A 19,921-nucleotide genomic window follows, 5' to 3' on the forward strand; every position below is an offset into this window, starting at 1 on the left:
TGAGTGGGAGAGGGGCTAAAAGCGAGAAATGAAAAATGTTCGACACGCTCTCTAAAGCAGGAAAATATCTGGGCCAGGCGGCGAAAATGATGATTGGTGTGCCCGACTATGATAATTACGTCGAGCATATGCGAGTCAATCATCCGGATCAGACGCCGATGACCTATGAAGCGTTTTTCCGCGATCGTCAGGACGCCCGTTACGGCGGCAAAGGCGGGGCGCGCTGCTGCTAGAGATAAAGGCTGATTTGTTGCTGGGTACAACCGTAAATCGCCGCCAGTTTTTCGCGGGTGCGTTTTTGCGGGCGAGAGTCGGTAGACTCCAGCTGAGAAATGGCAGATTGGGTGATACCAAGTTTTTCAGCCACTTCCTGCTGTGATAAACCACTGGCGATACGCCAGGCCGCCTGCAGACTCACGTTCTGGGTATCCATGATGCTAATGATATTGGCTGGAATACCGACGTTATCGTACTCATCGGCCTCATATGGGATCTCTTCCCACTCATCACTATCATTGCTCCCGGCAATAGCAGCCTGACCGAGACGCATACGGAACCACATGTCGTAGGGAATAACGACAAACTGCGGCTCACCATTTTGATCGTTAATATATTGCACATCCATAAGTGACACTCTCCTCATGCAGATACGTGGTGGAGGTTCGACGTTTGACTGCCACAACGTAGCAGATGTCCTGCCGCTCCCCCTGAACGGTGAAGATGATCCGGTAGTCCCCTACGCGCAGCCGAAAATGGTCTTCCGGATATGCTAACCGCTTTAGGTCAACGGGCGGCGCGCTTTGGTCGCCAATATCGAAAAGCCGTTCTTTCAGCCTGTCCCGATAACGTACATCTATCTTTGCTAATTGCTTACAGGCGGCTCTGGACCACATAAACCTCATTTCGACCTCCACGTTACAGTATAAGTAAATTATTAGATAATTAGATTTTCTAAATAACTAATGAAGGCAGAGTACTTAATGGCGCGCGGGGCCAAAAGGGAGGGATGTCGAGGCTGGGAAGCATCACGGAAAAAAGTTAACGAAGGTACTGGAAATTGCAGGTGCTATGGAAAGCCGCTCGCAGAAGCGAGCGGGGGCGCGGATGCACCCCCAACGTTATTATTTGACCGTCCAGGCCTGTGAGAAGTGGCGGTCGGCGAACAGCTCCAGCAGACCACTTACCTGTTTTAGCCGCAGGACTTCATCACTATCCATACCCAGCTCCAGGCCGATTTTTTTATCTTCCCAGCCCAGCAGCGACAGCTCACGGACGATGTCGGACATCGCGTTTATCTGATGGCGACCACGGGCGCGGTTATGGCGGATTGTCGAGGCCATGTGGGCGTCTGGTTTATCATGCTCGCCGCTCAGGCAGGTGACGGGAAGATAGCCTTTCAGCTGCTTTTTCAGCACGGGTTTTGATTTTGCCAGCTCCTGGCGATGGAAGCCGTCGATGATTTCAAACCGGTGATCGGTATGCTGAACTGCGACAATGGGCTGGGTAAAACCGTCGGTTTCTAATGATTTCTGCAGCAGCCGTTTTTCCGGTGGGGCAACGTTGTTCGGGTTGTAGTCATTAGGTGAAACCGTCTCCTGTTTGACCCACAGGACGCAGTCAATGGGCTGGTTCTGAAACGGACTTTGATGATGAAGCGCGAGACGGAAGGCGTTAATGGCTTCGATGCGTTCATTCTCAGGCAGGTTGCTGAGATACTCTTCCATCTGTTGAATTAGTCTTTGTTGCATAAAATTCCCCATTCCTTGCGTTTTTTATTAACTCGCTCGCTATAGCGCTGGTAGTTACCCGGCTTGGTGGGGCTGAAGGAGAGCATGCGGCACCAGTAATCGTTGTTTAACATGACCTTGCAGATCCGGCGCCAGGAAGGGATATCTTTCGAGCCAATATCTCCTGGTTGGGTATCTGGAATGGTTTCCCCTTTTTTCTGGTACCAGTGCAGATAGACGGCGATCTTGTTGCGGTAATGTTCGGCGGTTTTTTGCGGCATGCTGTCCAGCAAGAACAACGCATAGCTTTCCCAGCTGTGATTTTGCGGTTTCTCGAGTTTGCGGTGGCCGTAAAATTGATTGTCGAGCCCGGCATAGGTACCGCCGCTTTGTACCCCGCTGACACGTTCACACATGCTGGCCCAACGTTCGGGTTCCAGAACATGGTACAACCACAGCCCTTGTCGTTGTTCCGGGCCGAAAGGTTCACAGATGCGCATATAGCGAAAGGGGACCCCGGCCTGGTACATGAGGTCGTAGAGCGGGTTGTAGCTGCGCTTCGTTTTCGCAAACCAGGTCCAGATATCCGCCGTTTTCCAGTCGTATATTGGATAGACATACCAGGTATGTCCTCCCGGAGCGACGCTGGTCCATGGCATATCATCGGCAAAACGCTGTTTGCGTGCGCTGGCGATAGCTAAAAAGCGGTTGTAGGACTCGTCGGCACGAATCCCCACTAACATCGCGGCCGGACGTTTTTCAGCAAACCAGGCCGCAAACTCGCGGACGAAAGCTTCAAACGTCATGCCAGCGTGGTAGAAGGGAAAATAGTCTTGCCCGGTAATTGCATCTGCTGGTGGTGTGCGTACCCAGTCAGCTGCAGGATCCCAGCATTGCCATTCAGGCTGGAATTGCGAGAGAGCATTCTGGGTGGTTAGCGGTAATGCTACCCACCAGAATTTTTCTATCACATCAGCGTAGCACTCACGCATTTTCTCAATATGGGTGATGGTGCAGGAGAATTGCGCCTCCCAGTCAATAAACAGCACATGTATTTTTTTATTCAACTGACGCGCCAGCAGCGCCGTCAGGTGCAGCATGACGGTTGAATCTTTCCCTCCGGAGAAGGAAACGCAGACCTTAGGTAAATTCTCCAGAGCCCAGGTAATGCGCTCTGTGCTGCCCTCCAGAACGGTCTGGTTGAGAGGAAGTTTGTAAAGCGACATAGTCAGTTTCCGTACAGGAAAATATCCAGAATTTCATATAATATAGATCGTTTCGCTTTTAGTTGATATAAATGATTGGTCAACCGAAATCTATCAATAAAATTAATAAACAATTAGAAACACATTCAAATGTTTAATGTATTGAGAGATGTGAACTAGTGCTGATTCACCTGATTTATAAAATCTACAAATGCCTTGCTGTTGAGGGATGCACGGTTGTACATCATAAATATGTCAACGCTTGGCAGGGTGAAGGGGGTCGCTATTTCCTGTAGTTTCAGGCTGTCTTTATAATAATCGAAGGCTACTTTAGGGAGCAGGCCCAGCAGGTCAGAATGGGAAATAATATTAATAATTGAGATCAGTGAATCGCTACGGAAAGTGATTTTTCGATTCATGAACAGCATTTCGCTCTGATCCTGAAGGCGCTTAGCCCCGGGCTCAGAGGTGATATAGTAGGTGAACTCTTCTTCAAGCACCTTATCCAGCGCTAAACCGCTGTAGACCCGAGGGTGGTTTTGACGACAGGTTAGTACGGCGGGTGTCGTAACGTACAGTTCGGAAACAATGGAGCGGTTATTGATAGGAAAGAGTGAGAAAATAATATCGGCTTTGCGAAAGGCCAATAAATCTTCCGCAGACTCCTGTGTGATAAATATATCCCGATGCTCGATCTCGTAATTGTTTTGCTTACGTAATGTGGTAATAGGTTCCAGCATCCCTCCGGCGAGTAATAATTGCGAACAGTAAATAACAAAGCTCTTTTTCAGGGCAGTGGTATGCATAATATTGATAGTTTGTTCTATCTGATTGAGGTTTTCCTCAAGATAGCGGTGCAAATTGACGCCCATCGTTGTCGGGGTGATGCCTTTACCGGAACGAATAAACAAAGGGTCGTTGAATTGGGTGCGTAAGCGCTGGAGCGACTGGCTAACGGCTGAGGGCGTGATAAAGAGAGTTTCTGCCGCTTTACTAATACTGAGGTGCTGGTAAATACACTCAAAAACGATCAACAGATTGAGATCAAACTTTTTTAGATTATAGAGGTTAGCCATTGGGATTCCTTTTTCTGGCAAAGATATTAGTTAAATACAAACCATCGCCATTCCAGGCGACATGTTGTTGTTTTCTTTAATATATGCGACTAAAAACAAATGCCTTGATGAATCAGTATATTCGATAAATGAAATTTTGCTAAGGATCATTTGTAGTTAATCAGAGCAAGGGTAATGGATTCTTACTCTGATTAACTTATTGTATATTATGGTTTTTCACCAAGCATTGCTTTGAGTTGTTCGGCATCAGGCAAACCAACTACCTGCTGAAGTTCTTTTTCATTATTCATGTAATAAATAGCGGGGGTGGCGTTAGCGCCTAATGCGTCCATGAGGTGTTGATTCTCATTAAGAATTTTCATCTGTGCCGGTGGAACGGCTGCAGGGACGTTAAGGGCGAGCTTGCCGCCAGATTGTTCGTAATCGTGCCAGGTTTTGGACGGGTCTTTGGCACTCATTATGGCCGCTGCCGTCGCCGGGCTTTCGGGCTTGATTACACCCACCATCAGGGTTCTGAGCTGAACCTTCCCTGATTCCACCCATGGGCGTGCCTGTTGCCAGAACTGCTTGCAATACGGGCAGAACGGATCGGCAAACACGTAAATAATCTGCGGGGCGTCTTTTTTGCCATCGAGGATCCAGCTCGCTTTTTCCATGCGTTGCCAGAGCTCGCGTCCTGCAGGAGCGTAGATCTCTTTCTGAATGATTTTTTCGCTCAGGTTGCTGCCTTTCTCATCATACATATAGCCCGAGATGGCATGTTTGCCGTCGGGTGTGACATAAATCGTCACCCCCATGTCCTGATACTTCCCGAGATAGCCCTTCATGCCGCCCGGCGCATCGAAAGGTTTAATGATGGTTATGCCTTGCTTTTCGATGGCTTTAACCGCGTCGGGAAGCTCCTGCGCAAAAGCGAAGCCGGGGAGCAGGCTCAGAAGTAGCACATGTTTCAGCATTATCATCCTCATCAATTGAAAAGCCAGGCCTTAGCCTATCACAGTCATAGGAAAGACCAGGTTTCCAGTTATTGCCCTTTTACGGGACGAATGGTGTAATCGCTGCGCTTTTACGACCTTTGCGAAGGAAGTGGAGAGCGCAACGCACTGAACCGGTCTCACGGTTCGGGTAACGAGGCCACCTGTTTTCAGGTGGCCTTTTTACGTTCAGGGTTTCCGAACGTGTTGTTAGTCAGCGCTTATTGATTTGATAAAGGAAACGCATTAGCCGTACCCGGCAAAGTTCGTTACCTTTGCTGTCAACGAAAACACGGAGGAAGTACAGATGTCTTTAATTAATACTAAAATCAAACCTTTCAAAAACCAGGCGTTCAAAAACGGTGAATTCATCGAAGTTACCGAAAAAGACACCGAAGGTCGCTGGAGCGTCTTCTTCTTCTATCCGGCTGACTTCACCTTCGTTTGCCCGACCGAGCTGGGCGACGTGGCTGACCATTACGAAGAACTGCAGAAACTGGGCGTAGACGTGTATTCCGTTTCTACCGACACCCACTTCACCCATAAAGCATGGCACGGCAGCTCTGAAACCATCGCTAAAATCAAATACGCGATGATCGGCGACCCGACCGGGGCGCTGACCCGTAACTTCGACAACATGCGTGAAGATGAAGGTCTGGCTGACCGCGCAACCTTCGTTGTTGACCCACAGGGTATCATCCAGGCTATCGAAGTGACCGCTGAAGGTATCGGCCGCGACGCGTCTGACCTGCTGCGTAAAGTGAAAGCTGCTCAGTACGTTGCTTCCCACCCGGGTGAAGTGTGCCCGGCGAAATGGAAAGAAGGCGAAGCGACGCTGGCTCCGTCCTTAGATCTGGTCGGCAAAATCTAAGCCTGACCCCATCAGCAATCAATGGGCGCATCTGCGCCCATTTCAAGAAAACCACCATGATGCAAGTTGCGTTCAGATTGCCGACATAAGGCAATTTGCATGATGACGTTTTTAGAGAGGGAAGAATAATGCTCGACACCAACATGAAAACCCAGCTCAAGGCTTACCTTGAGAAACTGACCAAACCTGTTGAGCTGATTGCGACGCTTGATGACAGCGCAAAATCGGCGGAAATCAAGGAACTGCTGACAGAAATCGCCGAGCTTTCTCCGAAAGTGACGTTTAAGGAAGACAACACGCTGGCGGCACGTAAACCGTCCTTCCTGATAACCAACCCAGGTTCTGAACACGGGCCACGCTTTGCCGGTTCTCCGCTGGGGCACGAATTTACTTCACTGGTGCTGGCGCTGCTGTGGACCGGTGGGCATCCATCGAAAGAAACGCAGGATCTGCTGGCGCAAATTCGCGATATCGACGGTGATTTCGCGTTTGAGACCTACTATTCGCTTTCCTGCCATAATTGCCCGGATGTGGTTCAGGCTCTGAACCTGATGGCGGTGCTGAATCCACGTATTAGCCATACTGCTATTGACGGCGGAACGTTCCAGAGCGAAATCACCGATCGTAACGTGATGGGCGTTCCGGCTGTTTTTGTTAACGGCAAAGAGTTTGGTCAGGGGCGTATGACGCTGACCGAAATCGTGGCGAAAATCGACACCGGTGCTGAAAAGCGTGCGGCTGAAGCGCTGAATCAGCGTGCGGCATACGACGTGTTAATCGTTGGTTCCGGCCCTGCCGGAGCCGCCGCCTCGGTCTACTCTGCGCGTAAAGGTATTCGTACTGGCCTGATGGGCGAGCGTTTTGGTGGCCAGGTGCTGGATACCGTTGATATCGAAAACTACATTTCGGTGCCAAAAACCGAAGGTCAGAAACTGGCGGGTGCCCTCAAAGCCCACGTCAGCGACTATGACGTGGACGTTATCGATAGTCAGAGCGCCAGTAAGCTTACCCCGGCAAGCGTCGAGGGTGGCCTGCATCAGATTGAAACTGCATCGGGTGCGGTGCTGAAAGCGCGCAGTATCATCATTGCTACCGGTGCGAAATGGCGCAATATGAACGTTCCTGGTGAGGATCAGTATCGCACTAAGGGCGTAACCTACTGCCCACACTGCGATGGCCCGCTATTTAAAGGCAAACGCGTTGCGGTGATCGGCGGCGGTAACTCCGGCGTGGAAGCTGCTATCGATCTGGCCGGGATTGTTGAACACGTCACGCTTCTGGAGTTCGCGCCGGAAATGAAGGCAGACCAGGTGCTGCAGGATAAAGTCCGTAGCCTGAAGAACGTAGATATCATCCTCAATGCACAGACCACCGAAGTAAAAGGTGACGGTAGTAAAGTGACCGGACTTGAGTATCGCGACCGCGTCAGCGGCGACGTTCATCAGGTGCCACTGGCCGGGATCTTTGTCCAGATTGGCCTGCTGCCGAACACGAACTGGCTGGAAGGTGCTATTGAGCGTAACCGCATGGGTGAAATTATTATCGATGCGAAATGCGAAACCAGCGTGAAGGGCATCTTCGCAGCCGGTGACTGCACCACGGTACCGTACAAGCAAATTATCATTGCAACGGGCGAGGGTGCCAAAGCGTCACTGAGTGCATTTGATTACCTGATCCGCACTAAGACCGCATAATAAAAGCAAGTAAGGCAACACCTGCAAGATGAAGAGGCTACCGTGAGGTAGCCTCTTTTTTTGTTAGCGAACGACCAGCACCGGGATATGGGCGTGGCGAATCACGTTAGATGCGCTGGAGCCAAGAAGGTGAGTGGTGATGGACGGATTGCGTGAGCCAATGACAATCACATCAGCGTGCAGCTCTTCTGCCAGCTCGTTGACTACATCGCGGATGTTTCCTGGGCGTACGTGGATCTTGATTCTGGAAGGGTCAATGCGGAAATGCCCGACCATGGTTTTGAGCCGGGATTCGGCTTCCTGATGCAAATGCTCTTCAAAGCGACGTAGGTCAGCCGCAAAGCGGCTCATTGTCATACTGGCCGCGCCGGGCAGGACATGCAGCAGGTGAATGACGCCATTCTCTTGCGCCATAAACTCAGCGTGCTTCACTGCTTTGTCGCTCAACTCCATTTCAAAGACATCAACCGGCATAATGATCGTTTTGTACATATGCGTAGCTCCTTGTCATCGTCGTTATGTGTAGTCAAACATACTCTGCCTGATGATTGTGTCATTCAGGTCGCAAATTTGTCCAGACGAAGGGCGTGGAGTGTGACGTTGGGCGAAAGGCTGATACAGAAAGAGGATGTATAACATCCTCTGAAAACGAACGGGTTAGCGGTGAAACTCGCCTGCGGCTTCCGGTTGATACAGAAGCTCCAGCACTTCCAGGTGAGTGGTGGCACCGCCCGGCAACTGCCAGTTAATAGTGCTGCCTACGCGCAGCCCCAGCAGCGCTGCGCCAACCGGTGCCATTACCGAGAGCTGTGTGGCGCTATCCGTCATGTTCGACGGGAACACCAGCGTACGGGTACGTTCTTCTCCGCTGGATAAATCACGAAAACGCACTTTGCTGTTCATGCTTACCACATCAGCAGGCATCTCTTCCGGCGCACACATCTGGGCGCGGTCCAGTTCGTCATTGAGCGCTGCCGCCACCGGGAGGCTGGCGAACGCAGGTTGCTCAAGCAGGCGATCGATACGTTCAGCATCGAACTCATTAATAATGATGGTGGGTCTGGTCATTATCGACTCCATGTTTTTCCAGGTACCTTGTGTCCAAAAGAAAACCCTCACCGTCAACGGCAAGGGTTAATCTTTCCCCATCATACTGAGAGTTGACGGTGGTTTGAAGTGATAAAGCACACAATAACTCATGCTCATCCGGGGAGAAGGATGAATTTTTTGCTAATTCCGTCACCTTTTGTCGCTGTGGTTTATCCTTTTCTGGCGGTGTCACATTCCGTGGTGCCATTCCGTTATGGGAGAACCTATGAGCGATTTCGATAAACTCACTCTGAAAGATGGCAGCTATCTGTACTTTAAGGACTGGGGAAACGGGCAGCCGGTAGTGTTCAGCCATGGCTGGCCGCTGTCGGCGGATGCCTTTGAGGATCAGATGTTTTTCCTGGCATCGCAGGGGTATCGGGTGATTGCCCATGACAGACGAGGGCACGGGCGTTCGGCGCAGCCCTGGGACGGGCACAATATGGACCAGTATGCCGACGATCTGGCGCAGTTGACGCAGCACCTTAATCTCAAGGACGCGGTGCATGTGGGCCATTCCACCGGTGGTGGTGAAGTGGCGCGTTATATCGGTCGTCATGGCATGCAGCGCGTGGCAAAAGCGGTGCTGATTGGCGCGGTCACGCCCATCATGATCAAAACCGATTTCAACCCCAATGGGGTGCCAAAAGCAGTTTTTGATGGGATTCGCTCCGGCGTGATAGCCGATCGGGGGGCATTCTTCCACGAGCTGACGCTGGCGTTCTATGGCTATAATCGTCCGGGCGTTAAGCCTTCCGAAGCCGTACGCAACGCTTTTGTGGCGCAGGGGTTACAGGGGTCGATCAAAGCGATGTACGACTGCATTAACGCTTTTTCACAAACAGACCTGCGTGAAGATCTGAAAAAGATGACGATCCCAACGCTGGTTATTCACGGCGATGACGACCAGATAGTGCCTGTTGAAACCTGCGGTAAGGCGGCGGCGAAGATCCTGCCGAACGCTGAGCTGAAGATTTATCCAGGTGGTTCACACGGGATCTGCACTACCCACAAGCAGCAGATTAATGAAGATCTGTTAGCCTTCATCAAACGTTGATATTGAGTCTGCCGTGAAGCGAGTTTTACCGGTGGCGAAGGGCCACCGGTAAGGCGATTAATAGCCTGCTTTGTCGATCACAAACTGTTTGCCGCAGTTACCCGGATGGGGTTGTGGCAGGAATGACGTCGCATCCAGCGGGGCATTGATGGCGGCAGACTTAATAGAAATCTGCATTTCTGTGAGGTAAGCCGGGTTGCCGTCGCAGGTGAGCTTCACGGCTTTCACGTTATCCTGGCCCCAGGCTTTGGCGACGGCGGCATCAAAATCACTCCGGCTGACGGTTTTGCCGTAGTTCTGTGTGATGAAGCGGCCAATTGGGCCATTTTTCACTTCACCGTTCAGTCGCACCATGGTGCCAAAATAGGCATCCGGGTCGAAACCGAAGCAAACGCCATGTTTGGCGTATTCATAACGCTCGAGGCACGAACCCCCGCCGGCCCCGGGCATGACGCCATTAAGCTTGTTAGCCATTTCAAGCGACAGACCGGTTTCAGCAGCAGCGCATTTCCGGCTGGCACGGGCTTCCGGCATGTTGGGGATAGGGCGGGTCGCACAGCCGTAGCGCATCCAGCGGCGATCGTCGACGCCCCTGGCAGCGATAGATTTTGGCAGACCCGGCCACAGGCCATGAACGGTCAGACTGTTGATTTCGTCACCGTTTTCATGCTGGAGACGGCATTCAGCAGGTTCATTGCGGTTGCGGTCATGCTGGCTTTGGCAAAAGCCGTTTTGCCAGCTGAGGGCGAGAACGTAACGGTCAAAATCACCGTAGCGGGTGGCGGTAAGCGGGTCGGCATAAGCGCTGGCAGAACAAAACGCGGCAGCAGCAACGCAGCAGGCAACAACATCCTTCCTGAACATTTGTATTCCCAATGATAAGTATTGATTAATCACTGAAAATTATTAAAGCATAAAAAAGGCGCCATAAGGCGCCTTTTCGTGTCCAGAAACCATTATAACGCTGCGGTTGCTGGTACCAGGATCTCGGTTGCCACAATAACTACAATCAGACCCACCAGCACCGGTACCGAGGTGCGTTTAACCACTTCAAATGGCGAGATCTTCGCCATCCCGGCAACCGCCACAACCACACCCGAAACCGGGGAGATCGTGCGGCCAAGGTTGGAGGCCTGCAGCATTGGAATAGAGAGATACGCCGGGTTGATGCCGGAAGAGTGGGCAAGTTTAGGGATCATCTCAACAAAAGCATAAAACGGCGCATTACCGGAACCGGTCGTCATTGCCGCCAGCATGGTGAGCACGACCAGTACCAGCATCAGAATGATGCTCGCAGAGCCGAATGAGGTGGCGATAGAAATCAGGCTGTCGATGAAGCCAATGGTGCTGAGCCCCTGTGCAAAAACACCGGCCGCCACCAGCAGCATGACCACGTTGGCGAAGGCGTCGGCCATTCCGCGGTAGGCCACTTCCAGCCCGGAATAGACGTTCTGGGTGTTGAAACCACGGCAGAATTCCAGCACGGCGGCAATCAGCATGCACAGCACCAGAATGGTAATAATATGCAGTTCCGGCCCCCATTTTCCGTCAAAAATAAGCACACCAATAATCGGGGTAAATGGCAGGAGGGCGTAGAAGGACGGGGCTGTGGTGGTTATTTCGCTGACATCGAGCATTTCATGAGAAATATTCTCTTTTTTATCCAGATACCGCTGCCAGAAGAAATGCGCGACCGCCATGCAAACAATTGCCGCGATGGAGATAGGCAGGGTGGTTTTAAAGGCAAAGTCGATAAGCGGCATTTCAGCAGCTTTGGCAGCCAGCACCACATCGCCTGACGTTGGTGAGAGAATGAGGGCCGCAGGAGAAGCACAGATGGCCGCTGCTGCGCCACGGCTGATCCCGACGTTTACCATCACCGGGAACAGCGTCGCCATCAGTAATACGCCAAGACCGGTGGCTGAGGAGACGGCCAGGGACATCAGGCAGGCGACGAAGTAGGCAGCAATCATCAGGAGATAAGGAGAGTTGATGTAGCGTAGCGGTTTGGAGGCCAGTTTCACCACCATGTCGTTAGCACCGATATGCGTCATGTAGGCGGCAAACCCGCACAGCATCATGATCATCATACCGAGGTCGCCGCCGCGGCTCATCAGCAGAATTTTAATATATTCAACAATATCGGTCGCAGAGTACCCGGTGCTGGTGGCGCTGCCTGGCAGGATTTTGTGCCCCATGACGGCGCTGGCAATCAGCAGCGCGATACCGCCGACAAACAGCACCCCGGTCGCGGAGTAACCTTTGATGATATATCGGGCAACGCCCACAATCACCACCACCCCGATGAGGAGTTCTAACATCATTAACATCATTATCACCTGTTGCCCAAAGAATGTACTGTAAGTGCTACAATTTGAAAAAGAAGGTAAAGCAATCTGCCGAATTTGTGGGCAGAACTTGCTGATTAAAATCAATAAACGCCGTCTTCAGCACGACGTTTTCTCAGTTTGATCACTCTTATCACACTTTTGACGAGGGGATCCTGGTGCTTCACTGAGGAGAGAGGGCGTTAAAATTAACACGACGGCGGGTGAATAATTTTTTGGAATCAGTGTGTTATCGCCAGGGTCAGCAAATTCAGATTAAATCTTATTTCGTTAAGACAGTATTAATATAAAATTCGCTAAGATGATCGGCTTTGTAAATGGAAGCGGTATTAACAACGTGGTGAGTTTGAAACGATTTTTTTTATTTCTTGTGGTCATTTCCGGCCAACTGGTGTGCTCTTCTTTTGCGCAAGCTTCGCTAACTGCAACGGTTAAAGATGGATATAACACGTTGACGGATAATATTGCGCAAACGTGGAATTCGCCAGAGCATTACGATCTGTATGTTCCAGCTATTACCTGGCATGCACGGTTCGCCTACGATGAAGAAAAGATTGAGAAGTATAACGAGCGTCCCTGGGGGGCGGGCTTCGGCGCGTCTCGTTGGGATGAGAAGGGAAACTGGCACGGCTTGTATCTGATGGCCTTTAAGGACTCCTTTAACAAATGGGAACCGATTGGCGGCTACGGTTGGGAGAGCACCTGGCGACCGTTGACCGATCAGAACTTTCACGTTGGTCTCGGCTATACGGTAGGCGTGACGGCGCGTGACAACTGGAACTACATCCCTATTCCTGTCGTGCTGCCGCTGGCATCGGTTGGCTATGGCCCAGCGACGTTCCAGATGACTTACATTCCTGGTACCTATAATAACGGTAACGTTTTCTTTGCATGGCTGCGCTTCCAGTTTTAAACGTTTGCATAATGATATTTGTAAAAGTCATAAGTCATAACTTACCTTGTAAAACAATGACTAAAGTAAGTGGTTGTTGAAATATAGAGACTTTTATCACTTTTTAGCAAAGTTGCACTGGACAAAAGCCACCACAATTGATGTACTGGTACTCGACACAGCATTTGTGTCCATTTTCATGTAAAGGTAATATTGATGTCTAAGATTAAAGGTAACGTTAAGTGGTTTAATGAGTCCAAAGGATTCGGTTTCATTACTCCTGAAGATGGTAGCAAAGACGTGTTCGTACACTTCTCTGCAATCCAGACCAACGGTTTCAAAACTCTGGCTGAAGGTCAGCGTGTAGAGTTCGAAATCACTAACGGTGCCAAAGGCCCTTCTGCTGCTAACGTAACTGCTCTGTAAGAGTAAACGACAGCTGAATTTCAAAACCCGCCTTCTGGCGGGTTTTTTTATCGTGCGCCTGCCGCTGAGAACAGCCAGAATGCCAGCGCGGTCATCGCGAAAGAGCCGAGCAGATTCACCGCTACGTTCAGTAATGCCCAGCCAAAACGCCCTTCCTGCAGTAAGAACACCACTTCCGCCGAGAACGTTGAGAATGTTGTCAGGCCGCCGCAAAAACCGGTGGTGATGAGCAGTTTCCAGACCGGGTCTATTCCGGTCAGGCGGTTAAACCAGGCAAGCCCCGCGCCAATGATAAAGGCACCGAGCAGGTTAGCGGTTAGTGTGCCGATAGGGATAGCGTGATGCAGTGGGTTAAAACGCATGCCGAGGATCCAGCGCAGTACGCTCCCGGTCCCACCGCCAATAAAAACAGCCAAAAGCATTTGTAACACCGTCATTTCCTGCTAGAAAAAGAGAATGGGAAGAGTGTAGCGTTTTCACTTGCCTTCTGACTATGGCATTGCAAAGAGAGTAGCGGAACATGAAAGTTGCAGCTGGACAATTTATCGTTACCCATGAGTGGGAGCGTAATGCCGGGCAGTGCGTCAGGCTCATGCGCGAGGCGGCACAGCAGGGGGCTGCGTTGCTGGTATTGCCTGAGGCGCTTCTGGCCCGGGCGGATAACGATCCCGATTTATCGGTTAAGTCGGCGCAGGCGCTGGATGGGGGATTTATTAGCCGCCTGCAGGAGGAGAGCCGCAGCAACACGATGACCACCGTGCTGACGATCCATGTGCCGTCTTCAGCGGGCAGGGCGACAAATTCGCTGATAGTCCTGCGCAACGGTGAGGTTATCGCCCGTTATGATAAGCTGCATCTGTATGACGCGTTCAATATTCAGGAATCGCGACGCGTGGATGCCGGAACCCTTCTGCCTGCACTTATTGAAGTTGAAGGCATGCGGGTTGGGTTAATGACCTGCTATGACCTGCGATTCCCGGAGCTGGCGCTGTCGCTTGCTTTGCAGGGGGCTGAACTGCTGGTATTGCCCGCCGCCTGGGTGCGAGGGCCATTGAAGGAGCAGCACTGGGCCACGCTGCTTGCCGCAAGGGCGCTCGATACGACCTGTTATATGGTAGCGTCAGGGGAGTGTGGTTCACGTAACATAGGACAAAGCCGGATTGTGGATCCCCTCGGGGTCACCGTTGCGGGGGCGGGTGCCACACCGCAGCTCATTTTTGCTGAGGTGACGGGGGAAGCGGTGCGGCAAATTCGTGAGCAACTTCCGGTTCTGCTCAATCGCCGGTTTGCGCCACCGCAATTGTTGTGATGTTATTTTAAACTACGCTTGATTCACCTTGTTACAGATTGCTATTGTGTGCCGGCGTCAAATGACCGTTAATACGTTATGGGTTCATGGCGTGTTTTGTAGCCTGTTTTAATGAAGAAGGTATCTATGGGTGAGATTAGTATTACCAAACTGCTGGTTGTGGCAGCGCTGATTGTCTTAGTGTTTGGTACTAAAAAGCTGCGTACTCTGGGCGGAGACCTGGGTAGCGCCATCAAAGGCTTCAAAAAAGCCATGAATGATGATGATTCTGCTGCGAAGAAAAGCGCTGAGGAAGATGCACCAGCGGAGAAAATTACTCATAAAGAGCCGTAATGCTAATTGAGTGATTTGCAGCAAAGAAAAAACCGGCTGAGATGCCGGTTTTTTTATGATGTTTGTAAGTTAATGTAACGCTGTTACTTCACTTCTTCGCCTTTCGCCTGCATATCTGCGTGGTAAGACGAACGTACAAATGGGCCGCAGGCGGCGTGGGTGAAGCCCATCGCCATGGCTTCGGCTTTCATTGCATCGAACTCATCCGGGCTTACATAGCGCTGTACCGGCAGGTGGTGACGGCTTGGCTGCAGGTACTGTCCCAGCGTCAGCATGGTCACACCGTGACGACGCAGATCGCGCATCACTTCGATGATCTCTTCGTTGGTTTCACCGAGACCAACCATCAGACCGGATTTGGTCGGGATGTTCGGGTGCGCTTCTTTAAAGCGCTCCAGCAGCTTCAGCGACCAGGCGTAATCCGCGCCAGGACGAACCTGACGATACAGGCGCGGTACGTTTTCCAGGTTGTGGTTGAACACATCCGGCGGCGTGGCGGTCAGGATCTCCAGTGCACGATCCATACGACCACGGAAATCAGGCACCAGCGTTTCAATTTTGATGTTCGGGCTCTTCTCACGAATCGCGGTGATGCAGTCAGCGAAATGCTGAGCGCCGCCGTCGCGTAAGTCATCGCGGTCAACGGACGTGACCACAACATAGCGCAGCGCCATGTCGGCAATAGTCTGAGCCAGCTTCAGCGGTTCGTTGGCATCAGGCGTAACCGGGCGGCCGTGTGCCACGTCGCAGAACGGGCAGCGGCGGGTACAGATGGCGCCCAGAATCATGAAGGTAGCCGTACCGTGGTTGAAGCACTCTGCGAGGTTAGGGCAGGAAGCCTCTTCACACACGGAATGCAGACCATTTTTACGCATTGCTGCTTTGATTCCCTGGATGCGGGAAGAGTCTGCCGGAAGTTTGATTTTCATCCATTCCGGTTTACGAAGCAGAGCTTCTCGCTCTGTGACCACGTTTTTAACCGGGATAAGGGCCATTTTATCGGCATCGCGGTACTTAACACCGCGTTCCATCACAATGGGTTTACTCATAGCGTGCGTGTTCCAGTTGCGAGAAACAGAAGGAAAGCGTTGCAATTCAAGGGAATGTTGTATTTATCAACTATTTTTGAATTCATGACAGGCAGTATACCATTGAAACGGGTGACAAAGCAGCCCGCTCACCCGCAAATTGTAAAATAGTTGTTGTTCTTTAATGCGCTTTAACCTGCATCCCGCAGCAGTATGCCTGCGGGTAGTGTGCTAAAAGGTCTGGCGAATAACGGTGATCAGATTCTGCAGTATCGGGTCGCGCAGACTGAGTTTGTTATAGTGCAGTGAAAACTCGATCTGTTCTTCCTGCAGAGGCGGGTAGTGGATCTTCTTCAATGGCCAGCACTTTTCAAAGAGCGTGAAGAAGCGACCCGGCATGAGTCCCAATAAGTCGCTGGTACCCACGAGCGCGGCAACGGTAAACAGATTGTAGCTACTGAAGCTGACCTGGCGATCCGGGAACATATCCTGCATTCTTCTTCGCAGGTCTACCTGCGTTTGCCCTTCCAGCATCAGCAGCGTGAACTCGTAATCGTTAAGCGTCTCCGGCGTGGCTTTGCGCGCAAGGATAGGATGGTTTTCACGGCATGCCAGCACCAGGCTGTCGCTGTAAAGCGCATGGTGGCTAATGGTGCGTGCGCTGTGGATGCAGCTGTCGATGATTAAATCGGTCTGGAACTGTCCGAGCTGGTTCGGCGCATCGGTGACAGCAACGTTCCTGATAAGCAACTGTGGAAAATGCTGTTTGACGGTTTGGTAGATCTCAGGCATGACCACAGCACCCACAGAAGGGGGCGTGCCGATGGTAATGGTACGCTGCTTGTCATAGCTTCCGGTGAGGTCAAGTGCGCCAAGAATCGACTCCAGCCCCTGGCTGATGTACTCATGCAGATGGGTAGCATACGCCGTTGGCGTTACCCCCTGACCTTTGCGAATAAATAGCGGGTCGGGAAATATGGTGCGTAATTTCTGAATTGACTGACTAATAGCCGAAGGGGTGAGATTCAGAATTTTCGCAGCGTTAACGATACCTTTGTGTACATATACTGCTTCAAAAATAGTCAGCAAGTTCAGGTCAATATTACGCAACGTGCGAAAGATTTGCGGCGTGTCACTCTCACGTCGCTGCGTTATTCTGTGTTCCGGAAGATCGTTATATTCCACACTGTTGCTCCGTATTCATTCACAATATGAATGATAGTTGAAAATCTATTATTTGTTATTATCTATTTGGCGATGGTGTGTTGCAGAGGTAGACATTTTTTGCTTTTTTGTCAATGGATTGAGTGAGTGTAAATATACGTCTATCCCGGCTTGACTGCTTCGATTGTAAAGATTTCTTAGCCCACGCTTTTTAAACGGCAGACGGGCGGAGAAAAAATATAGAAAGTCTCGAGGGAAGTAAAGGGGTTACAGGCTAAAGGAAGGCGGACCCGACAAAATATCGGGTCGTTATGTATGATATATTAAGCAGTAATATATTCGTGCGGTGGATTGTTTAGCAGAGCTAAAAAATTAGAAACCAGTACCGGGGCGATATTTTCCACGCTGGCATCAGGCTTCCATTGTAACATTTGTACCATCTGCATCCCGGCATAGCCGCAGGGATTGATGCGCAAGAAGGGCGTAAGGTCCATAGCAATGTTCAACGCCAGACCGTGGAAAGAGCATCCTTTACGTATGCGCAGCCCCAGCGAACAGATTTTATCATCACCGACGTAAACGCCCGGTGCGTCAGCACGTGGATGTGCTGCAATCTGATACTCTGCCAGCGTATTGACTACCGTCTGCTCCAGAAGTGTAACCAGCTCGCGTACGCCCAGTTTCCGTCGCTTCAAATTCAGCAGCACGTACATCACCTGCTGTCCTGGCCCATGATAGGTTACCTGACCGCCGCGGTCGCTCTGAATCACCGGGATATCGCCCGCAGCAAGAACATGCTCGGCTTTGCCCGCCTGGCCCTGAGTAAACACCGGAAGGTGCTCTACCAGCCAGATTTCGTCCAGCGTAGATTCATCGCGATTATCAGTGAAGTCGTGCATCGCCTGAGAAACGGGTTCGTAGGGTTGCAGCCCGAGTTGGCGGATGAGGATTTTAGCGTGGTCCACAGCAGTATCTCGCAGAGGAGGAAAAACAGTGGCCGGGAGTATATCACAGGGAAGGGGGAAGTTACCCGGCAGGGCCGGGTAACAGCGGTATTACAGCACCATACGTACGATTTCGATGTTGCCTAACTCTTCGTACAGTGTCTCAACCTGCTCAATATGCGTGGCCGTAATGGTGATGGAGACAGAGTGGTAATTGCCTTTGCTGCTTGGCTTTATCTGCGGAGAGTAATCACCTGGCGCATGGCGCTGTACCACTTCCACCACCTGATCAACCAGCTCAGGCTTCGCCAGACCCATTACCTTGTAGGTAAACGGTGTAGGGAATTCAAGCAGTTCGTTAAGTTTGGTTTTCATGTCAGCTCCGATGGTATAAAGAATTACTCCCGCGTCAGGCGCGGGAGTAATGTTTCTGATAGGTATTATATGGGGATGGAAATCACACTTTCAAGTGTGCAATTTTTAACCAAACCAGTGATGGAACATTAATTTAATGTAATCAATGATTTTGCCGAAGAAGTTCCCTTCCGGGATCTCCTGCAGTACCACCAGTGGGCGCTGGTCGATGGTTTTACCATCCAGCTGGAAGTTAATCGTACCCACAACCTGGTTTTTCTGCAGCGGTGCGTGCAGCTCGGTGTTGTTTAACACGTAGCTGGCTTTCAGATCTTTCATACGGCCGCGCGGGATAGTCAGGTAAACGTCTTTATCCACGCCAAGAGAGGCACGATCGCTGTCACCAAACCAGGCCGGTTCAGAGGCGAACTCTTTACCTGCTTTCAGCGGGCTTACGGTTTCAAAGAAACGGAAGCCCCAGGTCAGCAGTTTTTTGCTCTCGGTCTCGCGGCCTTTGTAAGTGCGACCACCCATCACGGCGGAAATCAGGCGCATCTGACCTTCGGTAGCGGAAGCCACCAGGTTGTAACCCGCTTTATCGGTGTGACCGGTTTTGATGCCGTCAACGTTCAGGCTGTTGTCCCACAGCAGGCCGTTACGGTTGAGCTGACGAATACCGTTGAAGGTAAATTCCTTCTCACGATAGATGTTGTACTCGTTCGGAACATCGCGGATCAGAGACTGACCGATGGTGGCCATATCACGGGCTGAACTGTACTGACCATCGGCATCCAGGCCATGAACGGTCTGGAAATGGGTGTTTTTCAGGCCGAGGGCGCTCACGTAGCTATTCATCAGCCCGACAAAGGCGTCCTGGCTGCCGGCAACATAGTCGGCCATCGCCACACAGGCGTCGTTACCAGACTGCAGGTTGATCCCGCGAATAAGCTGGGAAACCGGCACCTGCATGCCAGGTTTCAGGAACATCAGGGAAGAGCCTTTGAACACCGGGTTACCCGTTGCCCAGGCATCGTTACCCACGGTGACCAGATCGGTTTCTTTAAATTTGCCGGCTTTCATTGCCTGGCCGATAACGTAGCTGGTCATCATTTTGGTCAGGCTGGCCGGGTCGCGGCGCTCGTCGGCGTTCTGTTCAGCCAGGACTTTACCTGAGTTGTAATCGATCAGGATATAGGATTCAGCATCAATCTGCGGGACGCCTGGGATCATGGTTTTGATATTCAGGTCATCAGCGTGGGCAGCGGAAGAGAGCGCTGCAACGGAGAGTGCCGTAATGATGAAACGAGCAAAAAAAGTGGTCTTCATGGTATGGAAAACGACATCCGTGATGGAGTTAAAAAAAGTGCCTTACTATAACAAATGCCCTATGGGCAGGCATCCGACATTGCGCACGAGATTGTTAATGACTT

General features: G+C 51.2%; 24 protein-coding genes. 8 read left to right on the forward strand and 16 right to left on the reverse strand.

Annotated features, from left to right (window positions below; all coding sequences use genetic code 11):
• The first annotated feature begins 35 nt into the window (after window positions 1-35).
• The gene (locus GYRE_RS08750; RefSeq protein ID WP_006818984.1) at window positions 36-233 is read left to right on the forward strand and encodes a YbdD/YjiX family protein; all 198 of its coding nucleotides are present in this window, start codon (window positions 36-38) and stop codon (window positions 231-233) included.
• Here the strand turns inward: GYRE_RS08750 and GYRE_RS08755 are convergent.
• From GYRE_RS08755 to dsbG, 6 genes are all read right to left on the reverse strand, one after another.
• Window positions 230-625, reverse strand: a complete 396-nt coding sequence (locus GYRE_RS08755) for a helix-turn-helix domain-containing protein (protein ID WP_006818985.1) — start codon at window positions 623-625, stop codon at window positions 230-232. The two genes, GYRE_RS08750 and GYRE_RS08755, sit on opposite strands and share 4 nt — an antisense overlap.
• Window positions 606-902 (reverse strand): type II toxin-antitoxin system RelE family toxin, encoded by a 297-nt coding sequence (locus GYRE_RS08760; RefSeq protein ID WP_038254700.1) that lies wholly within the window; start codon window positions 900-902, stop codon window positions 606-608. Before GYRE_RS08760 ends, GYRE_RS08755 begins: the two co-directional genes overlap by 20 nt.
• Before the next feature lie 219 nt (window positions 903-1,121).
• On the reverse strand, window positions 1,122-1,748 hold the full coding sequence (locus GYRE_RS08765; protein WP_038254702.1) for an IbrB-like domain-containing protein: 627 nt from the start codon (window positions 1,746-1,748) through the stop codon (window positions 1,122-1,124).
• The gene (locus GYRE_RS08770) at window positions 1,733-2,953 is read right to left on the reverse strand and encodes a phosphoadenosine phosphosulfate reductase (RefSeq protein WP_006818988.1); all 1,221 of its coding nucleotides are present in this window, start codon (window positions 2,951-2,953) and stop codon (window positions 1,733-1,735) included. The genes GYRE_RS08765 and GYRE_RS08770 overlap by 16 nt, the downstream gene beginning before the upstream one ends.
• Window positions 2,954-3,108: 155 nt before the next feature.
• Window positions 3,109-4,008: a DNA-binding transcriptional repressor CitR gene (gene citR / locus GYRE_RS08775; RefSeq protein WP_038254704.1), complete on the reverse strand. Its 900-nt coding sequence runs from the start codon at window positions 4,006-4,008 to the stop codon at window positions 3,109-3,111.
• Window positions 4,009-4,214: 206 nt separating this feature from the next.
• Window positions 4,215-4,964, reverse strand: a complete 750-nt coding sequence (gene dsbG / locus GYRE_RS08780; protein ID WP_038254706.1) for a thiol:disulfide interchange protein DsbG — start codon at window positions 4,962-4,964, stop codon at window positions 4,215-4,217.
• Between the two features lie 325 nt (window positions 4,965-5,289).
• On the opposite strand from dsbG, the gene ahpC reads away from it, so the two are divergent.
• Entirely contained in the window at window positions 5,290-5,853 is a 564-nt protein-coding gene (gene ahpC, locus GYRE_RS08785) for an alkyl hydroperoxide reductase subunit C (RefSeq protein ID WP_006818993.1), read from the forward strand.
• A gap of 128 nt (window positions 5,854-5,981) precedes the next feature.
• Window positions 5,982-7,547: an alkyl hydroperoxide reductase subunit F gene (gene ahpF, locus GYRE_RS08790; protein ID WP_006818994.1), complete on the forward strand. Its 1,566-nt coding sequence runs from the start codon at window positions 5,982-5,984 to the stop codon at window positions 7,545-7,547.
• A gap of 63 nt (window positions 7,548-7,610) precedes the next feature.
• Here the strand turns inward: ahpF and uspG are convergent, their stop codons facing one another.
• The gene (gene uspG / locus GYRE_RS08795) at window positions 7,611-8,039 is read right to left on the reverse strand and encodes a universal stress protein UspG (protein WP_006818995.1); all 429 of its coding nucleotides are present in this window, start codon (window positions 8,037-8,039) and stop codon (window positions 7,611-7,613) included.
• Between the two features lie 165 nt (window positions 8,040-8,204).
• Window positions 8,205-8,615 (reverse strand): nucleoside diphosphate kinase regulator, encoded by a 411-nt coding sequence (gene rnk, locus GYRE_RS08800; RefSeq protein WP_038254708.1) that lies wholly within the window; start codon window positions 8,613-8,615, stop codon window positions 8,205-8,207.
• A 247-nt stretch (window positions 8,616-8,862) separates the two neighbouring features.
• Between rnk and GYRE_RS08805 the strand changes: the two genes are divergently transcribed.
• Window positions 8,863-9,693: an alpha/beta fold hydrolase gene (locus GYRE_RS08805; RefSeq protein ID WP_038254710.1), complete on the forward strand. Its 831-nt coding sequence runs from the start codon at window positions 8,863-8,865 to the stop codon at window positions 9,691-9,693.
• Window positions 9,694-9,750: 57 nt separating this feature from the next.
• Here the strand turns inward: GYRE_RS08805 and rna are convergent, their stop codons facing one another.
• Both rna and dcuC read right to left on the reverse strand, forming a co-directional pair.
• A complete protein-coding gene (gene rna / locus GYRE_RS08810; protein WP_038254712.1) occupies window positions 9,751-10,557 on the reverse strand; it encodes a ribonuclease I in 807 nt (268 codons plus the stop codon).
• Window positions 10,558-10,649: 92 nt separating this feature from the next.
• Window positions 10,650-12,023 carry an anaerobic C4-dicarboxylate transporter DcuC gene (gene dcuC, locus GYRE_RS08815; protein WP_038254714.1) on the reverse strand — a complete coding sequence of 458 codons (1,374 nt, stop codon included), beginning with the start codon at window positions 12,021-12,023 and terminating at the stop codon, window positions 10,650-10,652.
• Window positions 12,024-12,378: 355 nt separating this feature from the next.
• Between dcuC and pagP the strand changes: the two genes are divergently transcribed.
• Window positions 12,379-12,954, forward strand: a complete 576-nt coding sequence (gene pagP, locus GYRE_RS08820) for a lipid IV(A) palmitoyltransferase PagP (RefSeq protein ID WP_038254763.1) — start codon at window positions 12,379-12,381, stop codon at window positions 12,952-12,954.
• A 195-nt stretch (window positions 12,955-13,149) separates the two neighbouring features.
• Window positions 13,150-13,359 carry a transcription antiterminator/RNA stability regulator CspE gene (gene cspE / locus GYRE_RS08825; RefSeq protein WP_000034826.1) on the forward strand — a complete coding sequence of 70 codons (210 nt, stop codon included), beginning with the start codon at window positions 13,150-13,152 and terminating at the stop codon, window positions 13,357-13,359.
• Between the two features lie 47 nt (window positions 13,360-13,406).
• Here the strand turns inward: cspE and crcB are convergent, their stop codons facing one another.
• Complete coding sequence (crcB, locus tag GYRE_RS08830; protein WP_038254765.1) at window positions 13,407-13,790, reverse strand: fluoride efflux transporter CrcB; 384 nt, start codon at window positions 13,788-13,790, stop codon at window positions 13,407-13,409.
• Window positions 13,791-13,879: 89 nt separating this feature from the next.
• Between crcB and GYRE_RS08835 the strand changes: the two genes are divergently transcribed.
• Both GYRE_RS08835 and tatE read left to right on the forward strand, forming a co-directional pair.
• Window positions 13,880-14,668: a deaminated glutathione amidase gene (locus GYRE_RS08835; protein ID WP_038254719.1), complete on the forward strand. Its 789-nt coding sequence runs from the start codon at window positions 13,880-13,882 to the stop codon at window positions 14,666-14,668.
• Between the two features lie 126 nt (window positions 14,669-14,794).
• Complete coding sequence (tatE, locus tag GYRE_RS08840; protein WP_038254721.1) at window positions 14,795-15,001, forward strand: twin-arginine translocase subunit TatE; 207 nt, start codon at window positions 14,795-14,797, stop codon at window positions 14,999-15,001.
• 83 nt (window positions 15,002-15,084) lie between these two features.
• Here the strand turns inward: tatE and lipA are convergent, their stop codons facing one another.
• The 5 genes from lipA to dacA all read right to left on the reverse strand — a co-directional run bounded on the left by lipA (window position 15,085) and on the right by dacA (window position 19,817).
• On the reverse strand, window positions 15,085-16,050 hold the full coding sequence (gene lipA, locus GYRE_RS08845; protein ID WP_038254723.1) for a lipoyl synthase: 966 nt from the start codon (window positions 16,048-16,050) through the stop codon (window positions 15,085-15,087).
• Window positions 16,051-16,260: 210 nt separating this feature from the next.
• Window positions 16,261-17,214 carry a YbeF family transcriptional regulator gene (locus GYRE_RS08850; RefSeq protein ID WP_038254726.1) on the reverse strand — a complete coding sequence of 318 codons (954 nt, stop codon included), beginning with the start codon at window positions 17,212-17,214 and terminating at the stop codon, window positions 16,261-16,263.
• A 302-nt stretch (window positions 17,215-17,516) separates the two neighbouring features.
• Complete coding sequence (gene lipB / locus GYRE_RS08855; protein WP_006819007.1) at window positions 17,517-18,158, reverse strand: lipoyl(octanoyl) transferase LipB; 642 nt, start codon at window positions 18,156-18,158, stop codon at window positions 17,517-17,519.
• A 90-nt stretch (window positions 18,159-18,248) separates the two neighbouring features.
• Entirely contained in the window at window positions 18,249-18,512 is a 264-nt protein-coding gene (gene ybeD / locus GYRE_RS08860; protein WP_006819008.1) for a DUF493 family protein YbeD, read from the reverse strand.
• 105 nt (window positions 18,513-18,617) lie between these two features.
• The gene (dacA, locus tag GYRE_RS08865; protein WP_006819009.1) at window positions 18,618-19,817 is read right to left on the reverse strand and encodes a D-alanyl-D-alanine carboxypeptidase DacA; all 1,200 of its coding nucleotides are present in this window, start codon (window positions 19,815-19,817) and stop codon (window positions 18,618-18,620) included.
• Between the last annotated feature and the right edge of the window lie 104 nt (window positions 19,818-19,921).

Source organism: Yokenella regensburgei ATCC 49455 (genome assembly GCF_000735455.1).
GTDB lineage: Bacteria > Pseudomonadota > Gammaproteobacteria > Enterobacterales > Enterobacteriaceae > Yokenella > Yokenella regensburgei.